We start from the raw sequence: 16184 nt of genomic DNA, 5'->3' as shown, positions 1-16184 counted from the left end.
GCCGCGGCCTCACGCCGGCTGGTCGACTCCTTGCTCCTGCAGGCGCGCGCGCATGGTGCGGGCCGCTTGCACCATGCTGCCCAGGGCCGCTACCGTCTCGGGCCAGCGCCTTGTCTTCAGGCCACAGTCGGGGTTGACCCACAAGCGCTGCGGTGGCACCACCTGGCAGGCCCGCTCGAGCAGGCGCTGCATTTCGTCGAGGCTGGGCACCCGCGGCGCATGGATGTCATAGACGCCGGGGCCGATCTCATTGGGGTAGGCGTAGGCCGCGAAACCGTCGAGCAACTCCATGTTCGAGCGCGAGGTTTCGATGGTGATGACGTCGGCGTCGAGCGCCGCGATGGCCGGCAGGATGTCGTTGAACTCCGAATAGCACATGTGGGTGTGGATCTGCGTCTCGTCGCGCACGCCGCAAGACGCCAGCTTGAACGCGTCGACGGCCCACGCCAGGTAGTGCGGCCAGTCGTCCCGGCGCAGCGGCAAACCCTCGCGAAATGCCGGCTCGTCGATCTGCACGAGGCGGATGCCCGCCTTTTCGAGGTCGCCCACCTCGTCGCGGATGGCCAGCGCCAGTTGGCGGGCGGTCTGCTCGCGCGGCTGGTCGTCGCGCACGAACGACCATTGCAGCATCGTCACCGGCCCGGTCAGCATGCCCTTGACGGGCTTGTCGGTGAGCGACTGGGCGTAGCGGGTCGTGTCCACCGTGATCGGGTCGGGCCGCCAGATGTCCCCGTAAAGGATGGGCGGCTTGACACACCGGGACCCATAGCTTTGCACCCAGCCCTGTTCGGTGATCGCGAAGCCGAACAGGTGTTCTGCGAAGTACTCCACCATGTCGTTGCGTTCGGGTTCCCCATGCACCAACACATCGAGGCCCAAGCGTTCCTGCTCGCGGATGGCATGGGCAATCTCGGCGCGCATCGCCTGCAGGTAGTCGAAGGCGTTGAGTTCGTGACGCTTGTAGGCTGCACGGGCGGCGCGGATCCCGGGCGTCTGCGGAAAGGAGCCGATCGTGGTGGTGGGCAACAGCGGCAGTGACAGCGCTGCCCGCTGGCGCGCGATGCGTGCGTCGAAGGGACTCGGGCGGGTGGACATCGAGGGGTCGATGGCCCGCTGGCGCTTCGCCACGTAGTCGTTGTGCACCAGGCGTGACTGCTGGCGAGAGACAACGGCGGTGTCGCTTTGCGTCAGCGCGTCCGTCACGCTGTCTTCGCCCTCGACCAGCGCACGGCGCAACACCTCGAGTTCGTCGAGCTTCTCGTACGCGAAGGCCAGCCAGCTCCGCACCTGCGAGCCGAGCCGTGTCTCACTGTCGAGGCTGTACGGCACGTGCAGCAGCGAGCACGACGGTGCCAGCCACAGGCGCTCGCCACGTTCGACCTGCAGCGGCCGCAGTGTGTGCAGCGCGCGCCGCAGATCGCAGCGCCACACGTTGCGCCCGTCGACGATACCCACCGACAGCACGGATGTGGCCGGCAGCGCCGCCGCGATCGGCTGCAACTGCTCCGGGGCCCGCACCACGTCGATGTGCAGCCCGTCGACGGGCAAGGTCGTCAACAAGGCCAGGTGGGGCAGCACCGAGCCGAAATAGGTGGCCAACAGCAGCCGCGGGCGTTCGGACTGCAAGCGGTGGTAGGCCGTGCGCAGCGCCTGCTGCCATTCGGGCTCGAGGTCGCCGGCGAGCACCGGTTCGTCGATCTGAACCCATTCGATGCCCTCGTGCCGGAGCTTGTCGAGCAGTTGGGCGTAGACCTCGAGCAAGGCGGGCAGCAGCGACAGCTTCTGGTCCGGCACTGCACACTTCGACAGGCGAAGAAAGGTCACCGGCCCGATCAGCACCGCCTTGACCGGATGGCCGGCGCGGCGGGCGGCATTCAGCTGGGCAAGGTAGCGCGAGGCGTGCAGCGAGAAGGTCTGGCCGGGTTCGAGTTCGGGCACCAGGTAGTGGTAGTTGGTGTCGAACCATTTGGTCATCTCGAGCGCCGGCTGTTCGGGCGTGCCGCGTGCGAGCGCAAAGCTGTCCGCAAGCCCGAAACGCGACGGGTCGAGCCCGAAGCGGCGGGGCAGGGCGCCGAACATCGCGGCATGGTCGAGCATCAGGTCATAGCAGGCGAAGTCGCCGCTGGTGACCCAACTGCAGCCTGCGTCTGCCTGACGACGCCAGCGCTGCTCGCATAGATCGGCGACGACGCGTTCCAATGTGTCGAGGGCGGTAGCGCCTTGCCAGTAGGACTCGAGTGCAAACTTCAGTTCGCGCCGTTCGCCGACGCGGGGGAAACCGAGGGTGTGGGTGAGGGCCATGGTGGTGCAGTGCAGGGTGTGATTGACGGCTCGCAGTCTGTTTTGCGACACTGCTTCCAACAAGCGAAACGTTTTCAGCAGAACTTGAATTTCATTCAACCCTTGCGGCTCCCGTTCGCGGCCACGCGCCTGTTCCCCGGGCCCGCTCCGAGGGGTGGCAGGTGCGCGTGGCCATGGGACCACCGCGGCCCGTCGAATGGGCAAGCAACCCATCTCGTCCGCGGCGGTCCCGCTGTCATCTCCGCTCCTCCTATGCGCACGCTGTCATTCGTCCCTCGCGCCTTGCTTCCATGATCGAACTGCGCCATCTACGCTCGCTGCAAGCCATTGCAGAAACCGGCAAGCTCGCGCTCGCAGCCGACCGTGTGCACCTGACGCAATCGGCACTGTCACATCAGGTCCGCGCGCTCGAGACCCACTACGGCGTGGTGCTGTTCCAACGCACCAGCGCCGGCTTGCGGTTCACAGCGGCCGGCGAACGGCTGCTGAGCCTGGCGGGCCTCGTATTGCCGCAGGTGGCCGAGGCCGAGCGCGATTTGGCGCGTGCGCAGAGCGACACCCGTGGCGAGCTCCGTATTGCACTTGAATGTCACACCTGTTTCGACTGGTTGATGCCGGTGATGGACGAGTTCCGGCGCCGCTGGCCGGAGGTCGAGGTGGATCTCGTCGCCGGCTTCCACCCGGACCCGATGGGCCTGCTCAGCGCCGGCAAGTGCGAGCTGGTGGTGGGCTCGGCCCCGCGGGCCGGTGGCAGCAGCCGCAAGGCCCTGGAAAGTTGGCCCTTGTTTCGTTTCGAAATCTTGGCGGTGTTGCCAGTGGAGCACGCGCTGCGTCACCGGCGGCGCCTGGAAGCCGCCGATTTCGAAGGCGAGACGCTGATCACCTACCCCGTCCCCGAAGACCGCATCGACGTGATCCGTGAGGTGCTGCGGCCCGCCGGCGTGTCGTTCCAGCGCCGCACCGCCGAGTTGACGATCGCGATCCTGCAACTCGTCGCGAGCCGACGTGGGCTCGCCGCGCTGCCCAACTGGGGCGTGAAGAACTATGTCGATTACGACTACGTCGTGGCCAAGCGCATCGGCCGCAAGGGCTTGTGGAGCGAGTTGCATGCCACCGCTCCCCGCACGTTGGCCGGCAAGCCTTTCCTGGCTGACTTGCTGGGCATCATGCGGGCACAATCGGCGCGCCAATTGGTCGGCATCGAACTGCTCGGTTGACAATGCGCACGCGTTCCGCTGCCGAAGTCGGCAGATCGGTGACATAGTTGACACCGAGAGCGGAAAATTCTGATGCGCCGTAGCACTCGAGTGGGCTATTGCTCGTTCTGCCGCTGTCGCGGTGAAACAATGCGGCCCGTTCGTCGTTGACTGCAGCGCAATACTGCAGAGGGAGCCGAGTTGTGCTCCCGACTAAAGGGAGAGAAATGATCGGGCGCATCGTGGTGTGGATGGTTTTGTGCGGCTTCTCGGCCTGGGCCGGGGCGGAGCCGCTCGCCATGGTCACCATCCAAGAGGGGGAGGCCCTGTTGATCCGGGGCGCCTCCAAGCTCACGCTGTCCGAAGGTGTGCGTCTGGAGCGCGACGACATCGTCGAGACCACCTCGGGCACCGGCTTGCTGCGTGTGGAGTACGCCGACGGCGCAATCGCCGACCTGGGCCCCGCCACGCGTGTGCTGCTGGCACCGTCGCTGCCGGGTGAGCGCGGCCGCCAGCCGAACCGGGTGTATCTGCAACAAGGTTGGCTCAAGCTGTCGACGCCCGCCGGAGCAGCGGCCAAGAACCGCCCGCTCGGTTTCTCGTCACCCAGCTTCGATCTGGCGGCCGAGGGCGTGGTGGTGGCGCATCGCGGCGACAACGGCGGCTTCGCGTTTTCGGAGTCGGGCGAGGGCCGCGTGGTGGAGCGCCGCGATGGCAAGGCAGGCGCATCACTGGGCCTGAAGAACGGCGAGGCCTACCAGCAGGAGGGCGACGGCAAGAGCCGCGTCTCACCGCGGCCTGCGCCGTCGATGCTCGAGCGCATGCCGCGCGCCTTCCGGGACACCTTGCCGCCGCTGGCCGAACGTTACAAGGGCCGCGACGTCCCCCCTAAAACGCTGGGCTCAGTTGCCTACGCGGACGTGCAATCATGGCTGCAGTCAGAAAAGTCCTTGCGCAAGAGCTTCGTGCCGCGCTGGAAGCCCCTCGCGTCGCAGCCGGAGTTCCGCACGGGCCTGATCACCAACATGCGACTCCATCCCGAATGGGACCGCGTGCTGTTTCCCGAAAAATATCTGCCGCCGCCGCACCGCGCGTCTTCTTCTTCCGCGCGCCCCTGATGATCACTACCGGCGCCCTGTTGAGGCGCTGTTCAAGACCTTCGTATGAAACTGCTGCTCAAGTTCAATCTGGTTTTCGTGCTCGTGTTCGTGCTGGGGCTCGGCGCCACCGGCTATGTCACGCGCGACCTGCTGCAACGTAATGCCCAGCAAGAGGTGCTGGATCACGCCCGCTTGTTGATAGAAAAGGCGCTCGCGGTGCGCAGCTACACTTCGGGCCAGATCGGCCCGCTGCTCGAAACGCAGATGAAGTACAGCTTTTTGCCCCAGTCGGTGCCGGCCTACTCGGCCACCGAGGTGCTGGCGACGCTGCACAAGAAGTACCCCGATTACTCCTACAAGGAAGCGACGCTGAACCCGACCAACCCGCGCGACCGGGCGGTCGAGTGGGAGGTCGACATCGTCAACCAGTTCCGCAACTCCCCCGACACCAAGGAATTCGTCGGCCAGCGTGACACCCCCACTGGGCGCTCGCTCTACGTCGCGCGGCCGATCAAGATCACCGACCCGGCCTGCTTGCGCTGCCACAGCACCGTCGACGCGGCGCCCAAGCCCATGGTCGACCGTTACGGCCCGGCCAACGGCTTCGGCTGGAACTTCAACGAGGTGATCGGCGCACAAGTGGTGTCGGTGCCGATGACGGTGCCGCTGCAGCGCGCCGACAGTGCCTTCAAGGTCTTCATGGGTCTGCTGACGGCCGTGTTCGTGCTGATCGGCGCGGCGCTGAACGTGATGTTGTGGAAGCTGGTGATCCAGCCGGTGAGCCGTTTGTCGGCAATTGCCGATCGGGTCAGCCTGGGTGAGATGGAAGCACCGGAATTCAACGCCTCCAGCCGCGATGAAATCGGCACGCTGGCCCAGTCCTTCAGCCGCATGCGCAAGAGCCTGGTGCAGGCGATGAAGATGCTGGACAACTGACGCCTCGCGATGAAACACCCTGAGCGCCTCGGCAAATACACGGTCACCAGCGTCCTCGGCGAGGGCGCGATGGGTGTCGTGTACAAGGCGTTCGACCCCGACATCAAGCGGCAGGTCGCGATCAAGACCATCCGCAAGCAGCTGATCGACGACAGCCCGCAGGCCGCCTCGGTGGCCGCGCGTTTTCGCAACGAAGCGCAGGCGGCGGGCCGCTTGCACCACCCGGGCATCGTCGCGGTCTACGACTATGGCGAAGACCGCGACCGCGCCTTCATTGCGATGGAGTATGTCGAGGGCCACAGCGTGGCCCACTACCTCGGGCGCAAGACCAAGTTTCCCGAGCAGGACATACTCAGCATCATGGTGCAGCTGCTCGACGCACTCGAGCACGCGCACGACCAGGGCGTGTGGCACCGCGACATCAAGCCGGCCAACCTGATCATCACGCGCCACGGCAAGCTCAAGGTGGCCGATTTCGGCATCGCCCGCATCGACGCGGTGGGCTTGACGCAGCTGAATGCGGTGGTCGGCACCCCGGGCTACATCGCCCCCGAGCAGTACACCGGCGAACCGCTCGACCACCGCGTCGACATCTGGTCGGCCGGTGTGCTGCTGTATCAGCTGCTGACCGGTCAAATGCCGTTCAACGGCACGCCCGAAGCCTTGATGTACCGCATCCTGCACGAAGACCCGGTGCGGCCCTCGCAGCACGCCGGCTCGACGCGCCCGGAGTACTACGACGAGGTGGTCGCCATGGCGCTCGCGAAACAGCCGAAGCAGCGGTACGCCGGTGCCCCGGCGTTTCGCGACGACCTGCTGGCCCGTTGCAGCACCCCGGTCAGTGCCACGGTGTCGGAGGAGACGGTCATCATGGAGGTGGTGCGCCCGGAAAGTCTGCTGCCCTCGAGTGGTGGGCCAATGGGCAACAGCCGCGGCCACCTGACGCCGCCGATCTCGATCGGCTCGGCCGCGACCGCCCCGACCACCGCGCCGCCCACCCACTGGAACCCGGCCACCTTGCAGGAAGTCGAGGCAACACTGGCCCGCTTCGTCGGGCCCATGGCCAAGGTGCTGGTGCGCCGCGCCGCGCGCGACTGCGCCGACCTCGACACCTTGCGGACGAAGCTGGCCGAGCATCTGCAGACCGAGCAGGAGCGCAGCACGTTTTTCGGCCAGCGGCTGACCAGCAGCGGGGCGTCTGCGTTCCGGACCACCGTATCGCCACAGGCGCCGGCGTCGGCCCCCGCGGTCGTCGGCGGCGCCTCTCGGGGTGCGCCGTTGGCGGCGTTGCAACTGCCGCCCAGCGCCGAGTTCGTGGAGCGCGCCCAGCGGCTGCTGGCGGGCCAGATCGGGCCCATCGCGAAGATCATCGCCAAAAAAGCGGCAGCAGAAGCCACCACCCGGCAACAGCTGATCGACCGCCTGGTCGAACAGGTCGAAGATGGGCCGGCCCGGGCCCGCCTGCTGGATCAGCTGCAGCGTCTGCCCTGAGCGGGCGGCCTTCGTACTGCGCCACTTTCCTCTAGGGCAGGGGCCGTCCCTCGGCGCGCCCGATTCTCAGCCGCGGTTCGATCTTGCGCCGACTGCGCCTCTGCGGAATGGGCTCGTCATTTCCTGCGCTGTCCCCATGCAACCGGACGAGGTGTGGAGCATGGATTTCGTCTTCGACGAGCTGGCCAATGGCCGACGTGTCAAGACGCTCACCGTAGTCGACGACTGCAGCAGGGAAGCGGTCCAGATCGTCGTGGATACCTCGATTCCTGCCTTGTACGTCATGCGCATCCTCGACTACATCGAAAGCTTCAACAGGCGGGTCCGGGACGAGTGCCTGTCGCCACACTGGTTCGCCAGCCTGAGCCACATGCGCAGCGTCATCGACAACTGGCGACAGGACTACAACCGCCACCGCGGCCACAGCAGCTTGGGTCATATGCCTCCCTCTGCGTTCGCGGCAGTCACCCATCAATTACGATTCAACCCACGGACTCTGAAGCCGGGCGCTGCTGATTCCGGGGGCAGCGCACGACAACGAACGCCGCATCCTGGCCGACCTGACGCCGGCCGAGCTCAAGGCGCTCGATGCGCAGTTGTCGCGGTTGCTGGGGGTGTTGGAGCGGTCGGCGGGGTGATCCTCCCCCGCCGGCACCCAAGGTGATGCCGCCGCTCAGCCGGCCCGCATCGAAGCCAGCCAGTCAGTGAAGCTGCGAGCCACTAGATAGACGTTCTGCCACTTGGCGGCCTCGGGCATGGGAGCACCCACGTCATCTTGATAGTCGTCTTCGTCCCACTCGTTCTCGTGGTCCCACCAGTACACCTGCCCGGCGTGATCGCCCGCGACCCCCAGGCATAGCAGGCTTCCGCCTCCATCGTCGGCAATGGGCAGCAGACCCGCCGGCATCCGCGGCGCATATGCCGCACGCGCCCATGCGAGCCGGTGCACGGGCTTCGGCTGTCGGGTGGAGCCGTAAAAGTGGGCGTGGACGCCCTCTGCATAGAGGCGATTCTCGAGGCCGACCCCGGGAGGGTGCTGGTACATGCTGCGCCGCTCGAGGAACGGGTAGGAAACGGAGCGAGCGAACGCGCAGCAACCGTACGTTCGTGCGAATTCCGCATAGTCCTGCGGCAGCACGCCTTGCACTTCTCGCTCGAGATCCGCGATCTCGGCGTCGGTCAGCGGCAGGAAGGCCGGTGCACCGATCGGCACCATGCCTCCCAGCCGATTCACTTCATCTTTCCACATCACGTCTCCTTAGCAGTTGCCCCGGAGTTCGAACGCGCCGCCCATGTGACGCACATTCCCGTGCAAGACGGTCGGGACCAATAGCACCCGGGTTCCACCGGCGTGGTGCGGCGTCAGCCCTTCATTGGACAGCCAGGTCCTGGCGGCGGTGGGGTTGGCGAATCGCTCCGGCTCTCGTGCCGCCATTCGCTCGTAAATCAACGGCATGTCCACTTTGTGCTCCCCGGTCATGTTTTGAACGTCGAACGTGTCCACTGCCCACCTGCTGAAGTCCGGCATGCCATCCTTGTAGGGTATCCGGTCTCCTTCGTTCAAGCCCAAGGCGGCGGGATCGTTCGGGATGAAGTCGGAATGCCCGGGATCGCCGGCCCACGTCCCGATCTTCGGCAGTCTCCAACCCTTGGGCTTCGGCTCACCTTGCAGCCACGGCATCAACCCCAACGGGTCGGCGTAGATGAACACGTTCAAGCCGAACTTGTAGACATTCGGCCCGCCGAAAAGCCCAAGGGGATCCTGCGAGATGAATTGGCCGATGCCGGGATCATAGTAGCGATGGCGGTTGTAGTGCAGCCCGGTCTCTTGATCCCAATACTGTCCCTGGAGCCGGATCGGATTGTCGACGTTCGCGTCGTCACGCACGCCAGCCTGTGCGGGCACCGCGTGCCCCCCGGGCTGGTACACGGCGCTCCACACCACCGTGCCGTCGGGGCGCATCAAGCGGGTCGGCGCGCCGTTCAAGTCGTTGTGGTACCGCAGGCTGCCCGCGTCTCCCCGCTGCAGCAGTGCCAAGGGCACGAACGTTCCCGGGTAGTAGAGATACTCGCGTTGCTGCTCCCAACGCTGTACCGGCTGTACGGATCGGTTGGCGGCATCCGCCAAGGCGGTCGCAGCGGAGGCGGCCTCGTCGACACGCTCCGCCACCAGGGTGTCGGCATCCCAGCCGAAACGCGTCGTCTTGTTCCCTGTCTGCTTGAACAGCCGCCGGCCCAGCGGGTCGTAGCCATATCGGGTCTCGATGCCGCCGGTCGTGCTGCTCACCAGCCGCTGGTTGGCATCCCAGACGAAGCGGCTGCCCTGTCCGTCGGCGTCAGATGGCGCAGCATTCCCCGCCTCACCGCGCTCCACCAGGTTGCCTGCCCGGTCGAAGCGGTAGAACACGCCCTCGTGTTCGCCCTCACGGCCCCAGGAGGCAGTGGCGTCCCCACTCGTGCCCATGGCCGTCGCCGGCCGCTGCGCGACGCGAGTGCGCAGGCTGTCCCCGGCAGGGTCGCGGAAGAAGCGCCGCAGCTGTCCCTGAGGGTCGACATGCTCGACGATCTGCCCCAGCGGGTCATAGCGGTAGCGGTCCACCCCGTGCTGGCTGTCTTGGCGCTGCGTCAAGTTGCCTGCCAGGTCGTACGCGTACTGCGTGTGGAACAGCCAGTCCGAGGCCCCTCTCACCCCTTGCGCCGTCACCTGACCCTCGTCGTCGTACCGGTAATGCCGCACCAGCGCCGGCGCCAGCGTTTCTTTCACGACCTGCCCCGCCGCGTCGTGCTCGATCAAGATCGGCGGCTCGTCGTCGATGCGGATCGACACCGGGCGCCCCAGCGCGTCGTATTCGTAGGCGATCGTGTGGCCTGTGCTGGTCTCACGGCGGATGCGCCGGCCGAGCGCGTCGAAGTCGTTCTTGACCACGAACTCGCCCTGCCGCTCCTCGATCACACGCCCTTCGGCGTCGAAGCTGCGCTGCACCTTCCCGTGTTCGTTGGCGCAGCCCGTCAAGTGACCGTTCGGGTCGTACTCAAACGTCTCCTCGAACAGTCGACCCGGCTGCAGAGGGTGTTGGAACGACTTGCGGCGGACCCGTCCGAACTTGTCTGTCGCATACCGGGTGATACGGCCGAGCGGGTCACATCGTTGCTTCAGATGGCCCGCCACGTCGAACTCGTAGCTGGTCGCCTGGCCCCAGTAGTCCACCTCCTGAACCACGCGTCCGAGCGCGTCCCGCACGATCTGGTGCAGTTCGCCGCGCTCATTGCGCACCCCGACCAGCTGCTCCTCGGTGTCGTAGAGGTAATCGATCGTGCTGCCGTCGGCCTGATGCCGCTTGCTGAGCAGCCCCAGCCCGTAGTACTCGAACCGGGTAAGCGCCCCGTTCTCGTCTTCGTAGAGCGTGAGGTTGTCCTGCGCGTCGTAGCTGCAACGGATTTGGGCGCCGCCGGCAGACATGACGCCGACCAGCCGACTCTTCGCGTCGTAGCGGAAGTGCGCGGTTCTGCCCAGCGGATCGCTGCGCTCCACCACGTTCCCCAGCGGATCGCGGCGATACCGGGTCGCATGACCGAGCGCATCGATCACCGCGACCAGGTGGCCGTCGGTGTCATACGCGAGACGGGTGCAGGCATTGCGCGGATCCGTCACCGCAATCGGCAGGCCCTTGTCACTGTATTCGTACGTCGTCACCCCACCGAGCGGGCTCTTCAGGGCCATCAGCAAGCCTCGTTCGTCCCACTGCTGCTCCCAGACCGCCCCGTTCGGATCGGTGATGCTGGTGGGCTTGCTGCGGGCATCGACCTCGATCGCGACGACGCTGTCGTCGGGGCGTTTGACCTTCAACAGATTGCCGCGATCGTCGTACACATACTCGGTACGGCTGTTGGCCGCGTTCACCACAGCCGTCGTTCGACCCGCTTCGTCGTACTGGAAGATGGTGCGTCCGCCGAGCGCGTCGATTTCGAGGATGGGCAAGCCCCGCTCGTCGCATTGCACCGTGGTCACCCCCTCGAGGGAGTTGGTGACACGCACTTCGCGGATCGCCGGGAAGTACGCAAAGCGATAGTCGTACAGACCGCCGTCGCCCCAGGCGTGCACCACCTGCCAGTCCTCTGAGCCCTGCTCGTACTGATAGTGGAACGAGAGGCCGACGCGGTTGGTGTGCCGCACCATGTGGTGACCGTCGTAGGCAAAGCAGTAGGGGTTGCCCAGTTCGTCGCGCACCGTGACCAGGTTGCCCGCTGCATCGTGCTCGTAGCTGACGAAGGTATGGCTGAAACCGGTCTCGGGCACGAACATCGACAGCGACCGGATGCCACCCTGGCCGTGCTCGACGAGCAGACAGCGCCCATTCGACTCGCGGATGCAAACGAGTCGACCCTCGACCCATTCATAGGTCAGCCAGTTGCCGCAAGCATCACTGACACGCCCGAGTGGCAGCTCCCGAACGCCGTCTTGACCGGGGTGCTCCAGCGCCTTCGGAAAGTGATAGAGGTTGCCGCTCTTCGTGCGCACCTGCCACTCGTCTTCGTGCTCGCTGAGCAGCCCGCCGTCCATCAATTCGAGGACGGCACTGCTCTCGCCCCGAGCCGCAGGCACTGTGGGGAACAGCGCGACGCCTTCCGCCGGATGGCGGAACATCGCGCTGCCCTCTGTGAGATCGATCTCCAGCCGGGCGTCGGCCGGGCTTTCCCAACCGTACCCACAGGCGCCTCGCCGGCGCGAGTTGGAACCATAGGTGCGCACCCAGGGGATGGGGATCATGCCCTGGAACGTGAAGTCGACTTGCTCGACGACCACGGCCCCCGACAGGATGTTCACCGGCTCCGCCCTCAACACCTTGCATTTGAGGAAGCCGGAGTCCATGTTCTTGAACAGCTTCTGGCGGAACTTCTTGAAGCGGTCACCCAGGTTCCGGGCGAACTTCGACTTCGCCAACTTGCCCAGGCCGGCGAATGCGCCCCTTGCCACCAAGCCCGCCATCGAGATCGTCGGCGGCCCGCCCACCTTCACCGTCGTCGGGATGGCGAGGTTGAATGTGGTGGGCAGCAGGTTCGGCAGCGGTACCCGCTTTTTCTTGGGCCGCGGCGGACTCGGCATGCCGGCCACCTGGCAACCCAGCACGGGCAGTGCCACATAAGACAAGGGATCGCCGTCGGCCGTCACGGTGGCGCTGCCCATGAACAGCTCGTCGTCCTTCTCGGGCAGCATCGGCGCGAACGGGAAACCCGGCGGAATGTGGAGCACGATCGCGCCGGTCCCGGCGGTGGCCCGCTTCATCCCGAACACTGACACCGTCGCACCGATGATCGGCACGTAGTCGAACGGATCGAACACCACCGACATGTGCGGTGTGGGCAGGGGCACCGGCGTAGGGGACGGCGGCACGACACACAGGTGGACGTCGATGCCCAGCTGCGGGTCGCCATGTTTGGCCGACGGCATCATGCTGCGGTTCCTCCTGCGGGCACGGGCGGCGCCTTGGCGATGGCGCCGGGTAGCACCAGCGGCCAATCGGCCCCCAGCAGCGTGCGAGCCTGCACGAACAACGCCATGAAGGCGGGAGTCCCGTCCGCCGCAACTTCGTCCGCCCGTTGCCGTGCCTGTTGCACCAGCAGCCCCTCTTGTTCGGCGTGTTGCCGCTCCAGTTGTTTCAGCGCGACCGGGTCCCCGGCCGTCTCCAGTGCCGCGGCACGCTCCTCGGTGTTGACGTAGTGCTGCGCCTGCTCACGGTCCAGGCCGTGTTTGACCGCCTCGATCTCGGCCGCCCGCTCAGGCTCCACCAGCTTCAGCAGCTCGAAGCCCAGCAAGGGCAGGGTGGTCATCGGTCGTGCCTCCGGCTTGAGCCTCTCACCCACGGCCAGGGCTTGCCGCCCCAGCGCCAGCGCGTCCTCGGGCTCGCCGGCGCGGGCGTGACAGAAGGAGGCCATGCGCAACGCCTCGATCAACATGGGCGGGTTCGGCAAGGCCGCCGCCAGTTGCGCCGCCTCTCGATAACAAGGCGCGGCGTGCTCGGGCTGGCCGGCGGCCAGATGGGCGGCCGCCTCGCCGAACCAGGTCTGCAGCACCAGCTGCCCGCCCGCCGGATGCTGGGCGGCACGGGCCGCCTCGGCCGAGGTCCGCGCATGCTGGTAGTGATTCAATGCCGCGTCGAAACGTTGGTCCTTGAGCATGGCCCCGGCCGTCACCAGCCGCACCGCCACTTCCTGGTCCGCCCAGCCTTGCTTGTGCGCAAAGGCCAGCGCGTCGCGGGCCTTGAGCAATACCTGGTCCGCGGTGCCTTTCTCGGCCAGCGCGAACAGGGCCGTCAGCAGGCTGCGGAACACGCCCGGGGCGCCGACCGCCGGCTCCTGCGCGAAGGTCTCCTGCGCGATGGACCAGGCATCCAGCGGCGGCTGCTGCACCTGCACCAGCGGATGCTGCGCTTCAGCCAGTGCCGTCAGACGCGGCGCCTGGCTGAAATCGGGCACCAGCAAGCGCACCGCCTTCGCCGGGCCTGCCGCTTCGAGGACGCGGGCCACCCAGGCCGCCCAGGCCTCGTCGTTCGCCACGGCGGAGGGCAGCAACACCGCCACCAGGTGGCCCAGGGCCGGATGGTGCGTCGCGAGCGCAGCCAGGCCCTGCACGAAGGCGCTCGCCGTGTCCGGCTGTTCCTCCGGCTCGAAGCGCCAGTCCGCCTTCAACCCTTCACGCTCCAGATCCTCGTGGCTGGCCGCATAGTGCCCGGCCAGCGCCTGCTTGAGCGCGCGTGAATAGCCGATGGACTGTTCGAAGGCGGCGTCGAACACGATGAAGGTATCGCCGCTGGCATAGGGCGAGGCGTGCCGCTGCACCTCGCAAAAGCACTCGATCAAACGTTTGCCGTTGTCGGGCGCTTGCCACAGCAGCAGGCGCTTGCCGGGCTCGGCCCGGAAGCTCTCCCACAACTGCAGCAGCTCGACGAGCTTGCGCTCTACAGGGTTCAGGGCCATGGTGCTTCCGGGCTCAGCAGTTGAGGGAAATCTGCATGCCGTTGACCGACACGCCGCTCGCGTCCACCTTGATGACCGAGGTGCCGGAGCTGATGGTGATGCTGCCGCCGGTGATCTCGATGGCCGAGGCGAGGCCGACGCCCAACTTCAACGAGGTGCCCGAGGTGTAGGTGCCCGCGCCGTCGGCATGCAGGTCCATCGTGGTGGTGGCGCCTTGTTTCATCGGCCCGATGGCCGTGCTTTCGAACAGCCCGGTGACCTTCTCGGTGTAACCGCCGCCGGTCACGGTCAGCGCTTTGCCGGAGTGCACGGTCTTCTGCTCGCCCGAGGTGATGGTTTCGACAAACTGGCCGTTGACCGTGTTCTCGCGCTTGCCGTTGACAGTGTTGGTCAGCCCGCCCGTCACTGTGCGCGTGGCCCCGCCGGTGATGGTCTGGGTGTAGCCCGAGGCGACGGTCACCTCACGCCCGGTGTCGATCTTCTCGACCAGCTTGCCCACCACGCTCATCGTACGGTTGGCGTTCACGGTCAGGGTGTCGTCGACCTGGACCGTGGTGCTGCGGTTGTTGTTGATCGCGTTGGTCTGGTTGTTCTGGACGGTGGTGGCCTGGTCGAACTGGGCATGGATGTTCATCAGCTCCTTGCCCGCGGTGTCGTTCATCGAGATTTCGTTGAAGCCCGCGCCCTTGTGCGTCTGCGATTTCATCCCGCTGACCATGCCGGGCGCCGCGAACGGCGGCATCAGTTCGGCGTTGTAGACACGCCCGGTGATCAACGGCCGGTCGGGGTCGCCCTCCAGGAAGTCGACCACCACTTCCTGTCCGATACGGGGGATGCTGACCGCGCCCCAGCCCTTGCCGGCCCAGGGGTGCGAAACCCGGATCCAGCAGGAGCTGTTCTCGTCGCCCTTGCTGTAGCGGTCCCAATGAAACTGCACCTTCACCCGGCCTTGCTCGTCGGTGTAGATCTCCTCGCCGGCCGGGCCCACCACCACCGCGGTCTGCGGCCCCTGCACGATGGGCTTGCGCGTCAAACGGGCCGCCCGGAAGGGCTCGCTGCTGGGCAGCGCGGTGAAGCGGCACGAGAAGCGCGCCCCTTCATCGTCGGCCGACTCGTAGTTTTCACCTTCGAGTTGATAGGTGGCCGACAACACCAGGTATTCGCGGTTCTGGTCTTGCCGCGGCTGCCCGCGGAGGGTGAACAGGTGGCCGACAGACAGTCCGCGGGCATTCGAATCGCCCTGCGCCGTCTCAAAGCGCGACTGCAGCTCCTCGATGCGAACACGTGCGTACTGCTCACCCTCGGCCGCCGTCAGGTGCTTCTCGGGGTAGTCGTAGACCTCGTACTGCGCCTGCGCGTGGCCGCGCACCAGGGCGGCCTTTCCTTGCAGCTCGACGCGCGGCTTCTCGGGGTCGTAGTTGTCGTGCACGTAGCGCCCGGTCTGGATCTCGCGGCCGAAGCTCCACTGGCCGATGTGCTCGGTCTCGGCGCGCGCCGAGCGCTCATGGGGCAGGTAGGGAATCTGCTCGAAACCGGGAAAGGGGGCATGCGCGCTGGCAGCGTCGCTCAACACCAGCACGTGGCGGCCCGCCTCATGGCGGAAGTAGTAGTAGATGCCCTCCTGTTCCATCAGCCGGCTGACGAACTCGAAGTCGCTCTCACGGTACTGCACGCAGTAGTCCCACAGGCGGTAGGTGCCGCTCAGCTCCACACTGGTGGCGGCCACGTCGGCATGCGCATCGAACACCTGCTTGAGGATGTCGGGCACCTTCATCTGCTGAAAGATGCGGCAGTTGCTGGTGCGGGTCAGAAACCACAACCAGGGCCGCATGGTCAGGCGATACAGATTCAGCCGGCCCTGCACGCCCACCTGGGCAAACCGCGTCGCGTGGCCGCTGAAATAGCGGTAGCCCCCCAAGGGCAGCTCCACCTGAACGGCGATCTTCTTGCCCAGAATCTGGTCCGGGTCCAAGTCTTCCCGCTCGCTCAGCGCGTCGATCTCGAACGAGCTCAGGCGCGCCATTTCCTCCCGTCCGTTCATGCGGTGGAAGCGCAGGGTGTCCGCGCCTAGTGGGGTCAGCAGCTGAAAGGTTCTGGTCGACATTGCTTGGTACTCGTGCGATCTGGGGGTTCCCTGCGGCGCCAGCCGGCTGCGCTTAGGCAAGCTTGCGCGGGTTCGGGTAGG

General features: G+C 66.4%; 9 protein-coding genes and 1 pseudogene. 5 read left to right on the top strand and 5 right to left on the bottom strand.

All coding sequences use genetic code 11. From position 1 onward, the window contains the following. Nucleotides 1–9: 9 nt before the first annotated feature. Nucleotides 10–2301: a 5-methyltetrahydropteroyltriglutamate--homocysteine S-methyltransferase gene (metE, locus tag AAW51_RS14395; RefSeq protein ID WP_047197829.1), complete on the bottom strand. Its 2292-nt coding sequence runs from the start codon at nucleotides 2299–2301 to the stop codon at nucleotides 10–12. Nucleotides 2302–2591: 290 nt separating this feature from the next. Between metE and AAW51_RS14390 the strand changes: the two genes are divergently transcribed. The 5 genes and pseudogenes from AAW51_RS14390 to AAW51_RS31225 all read left to right on the top strand — a co-directional run. After that, nucleotides 2592–3518: a LysR family transcriptional regulator gene (locus AAW51_RS14390; RefSeq protein ID WP_047195156.1), complete on the top strand. Its 927-nt coding sequence runs from the start codon at nucleotides 2592–2594 to the stop codon at nucleotides 3516–3518. A gap of 278 nt (nucleotides 3519–3796) precedes the next feature. After that, entirely contained in the window at nucleotides 3797–4615 is an 819-nt protein-coding gene (locus tag AAW51_RS14385) for a FecR family protein (protein WP_157359891.1), read from the top strand. Nucleotides 4616–4660: 45 nt separating this feature from the next. Then, entirely contained in the window at nucleotides 4661–5533 is an 873-nt protein-coding gene (locus AAW51_RS14380) for a c-type heme family protein (RefSeq protein WP_047195154.1), read from the top strand. Between the two features lie 9 nt (nucleotides 5534–5542). After that, nucleotides 5543–7024, top strand: coding sequence for a serine/threonine protein kinase (locus AAW51_RS14375; protein ID WP_047195153.1), 1482 nt, complete (start codon nucleotides 5543–5545; stop codon nucleotides 7022–7024). Between the two features lie 103 nt (nucleotides 7025–7127). Continuing rightward, nucleotides 7128–7487, top strand: a pseudogene (locus AAW51_RS31225) (integrase core domain-containing protein); the annotation flags it as partial. A 210-nt stretch (nucleotides 7488–7697) separates the two neighbouring features. Here the strand turns inward: AAW51_RS31225 and AAW51_RS28170 are convergent. From AAW51_RS28170 to AAW51_RS14350, 4 genes are read right to left on the bottom strand one after another with little or no spacing between them, the layout of a single operon-like run. Beyond that, nucleotides 7698–8273, bottom strand: a complete 576-nt coding sequence (locus tag AAW51_RS28170; protein ID WP_053013579.1) for an SMI1/KNR4 family protein — start codon at nucleotides 8271–8273, stop codon at nucleotides 7698–7700. Nucleotides 8274–8282: 9 nt separating this feature from the next. Next, nucleotides 8283–12476 (bottom strand): RHS repeat-associated core domain-containing protein, encoded by a 4194-nt coding sequence (locus tag AAW51_RS14360; protein ID WP_053013578.1) that lies wholly within the window; start codon nucleotides 12474–12476, stop codon nucleotides 8283–8285. Then, nucleotides 12473–13999, bottom strand: a complete 1527-nt coding sequence (locus tag AAW51_RS14355) for a hypothetical protein (RefSeq protein WP_047195152.1) — start codon at nucleotides 13997–13999, stop codon at nucleotides 12473–12475. The genes AAW51_RS14360 and AAW51_RS14355 overlap by 4 nt, the downstream gene beginning before the upstream one ends. 13 nt (nucleotides 14000–14012) lie before the next feature. Then, nucleotides 14013–16103, bottom strand: a complete 2091-nt coding sequence (locus tag AAW51_RS14350; RefSeq protein ID WP_047195151.1) for a type VI secretion system Vgr family protein — start codon at nucleotides 16101–16103, stop codon at nucleotides 14013–14015. Nucleotides 16104–16184 lie beyond the last annotated feature (81 nt).

It is taken from the genome of Caldimonas brevitalea (assembly GCF_001017435.1).
Classification (GTDB): Bacteria; Pseudomonadota; Gammaproteobacteria; order Burkholderiales; family Burkholderiaceae_C; genus Caldimonas; species Caldimonas brevitalea.
The sequence above is the reverse complement of the archived record's forward strand: the minus strand, read 5'-3'. Positions and strand labels throughout refer to the sequence as shown.

What these genes read in the sequence shown, in the direction of transcription:
- metE (WP_047197829.1), bottom strand. Translation starts at nt 2,301, where the DNA reads ATGGCCCTCACCCACACCCTCGGTTTCCCCCGCGTCGGCGAACGGCGC.
- AAW51_RS14390 (WP_047195156.1), top strand. Translation starts at nt 2,592, where the DNA reads ATGATCGAACTGCGCCATCTACGCTCGCTGCAAGCCATTGCAGAAACC.
- AAW51_RS14385 (WP_157359891.1), top strand. Translation starts at nt 3,797, where the DNA reads ATGGTCACCATCCAAGAGGGGGAGGCCCTGTTGATCCGGGGCGCCTCC.
- AAW51_RS14380 (WP_047195154.1), top strand. Translation starts at nt 4,661, where the DNA reads ATGAAACTGCTGCTCAAGTTCAATCTGGTTTTCGTGCTCGTGTTCGTG.
- AAW51_RS14375 (WP_047195153.1), top strand. Translation starts at nt 5,543, where the DNA reads ATGAAACACCCTGAGCGCCTCGGCAAATACACGGTCACCAGCGTCCTC.
- AAW51_RS28170 (WP_053013579.1), bottom strand. Translation starts at nt 8,273, where the DNA reads ATGTGGAAAGATGAAGTGAATCGGCTGGGAGGCATGGTGCCGATCGGT.
- AAW51_RS14360 (WP_053013578.1), bottom strand. Translation starts at nt 12,476, where the DNA reads ATGATGCCGTCGGCCAAACATGGCGACCCGCAGCTGGGCATCGACGTC.
- AAW51_RS14355 (WP_047195152.1), bottom strand. Translation starts at nt 13,999, where the DNA reads ATGGCCCTGAACCCTGTAGAGCGCAAGCTCGTCGAGCTGCTGCAGTTG.
- AAW51_RS14350 (WP_047195151.1), bottom strand. Translation starts at nt 16,103, where the DNA reads ATGTCGACCAGAACCTTTCAGCTGCTGACCCCACTAGGCGCGGACACC.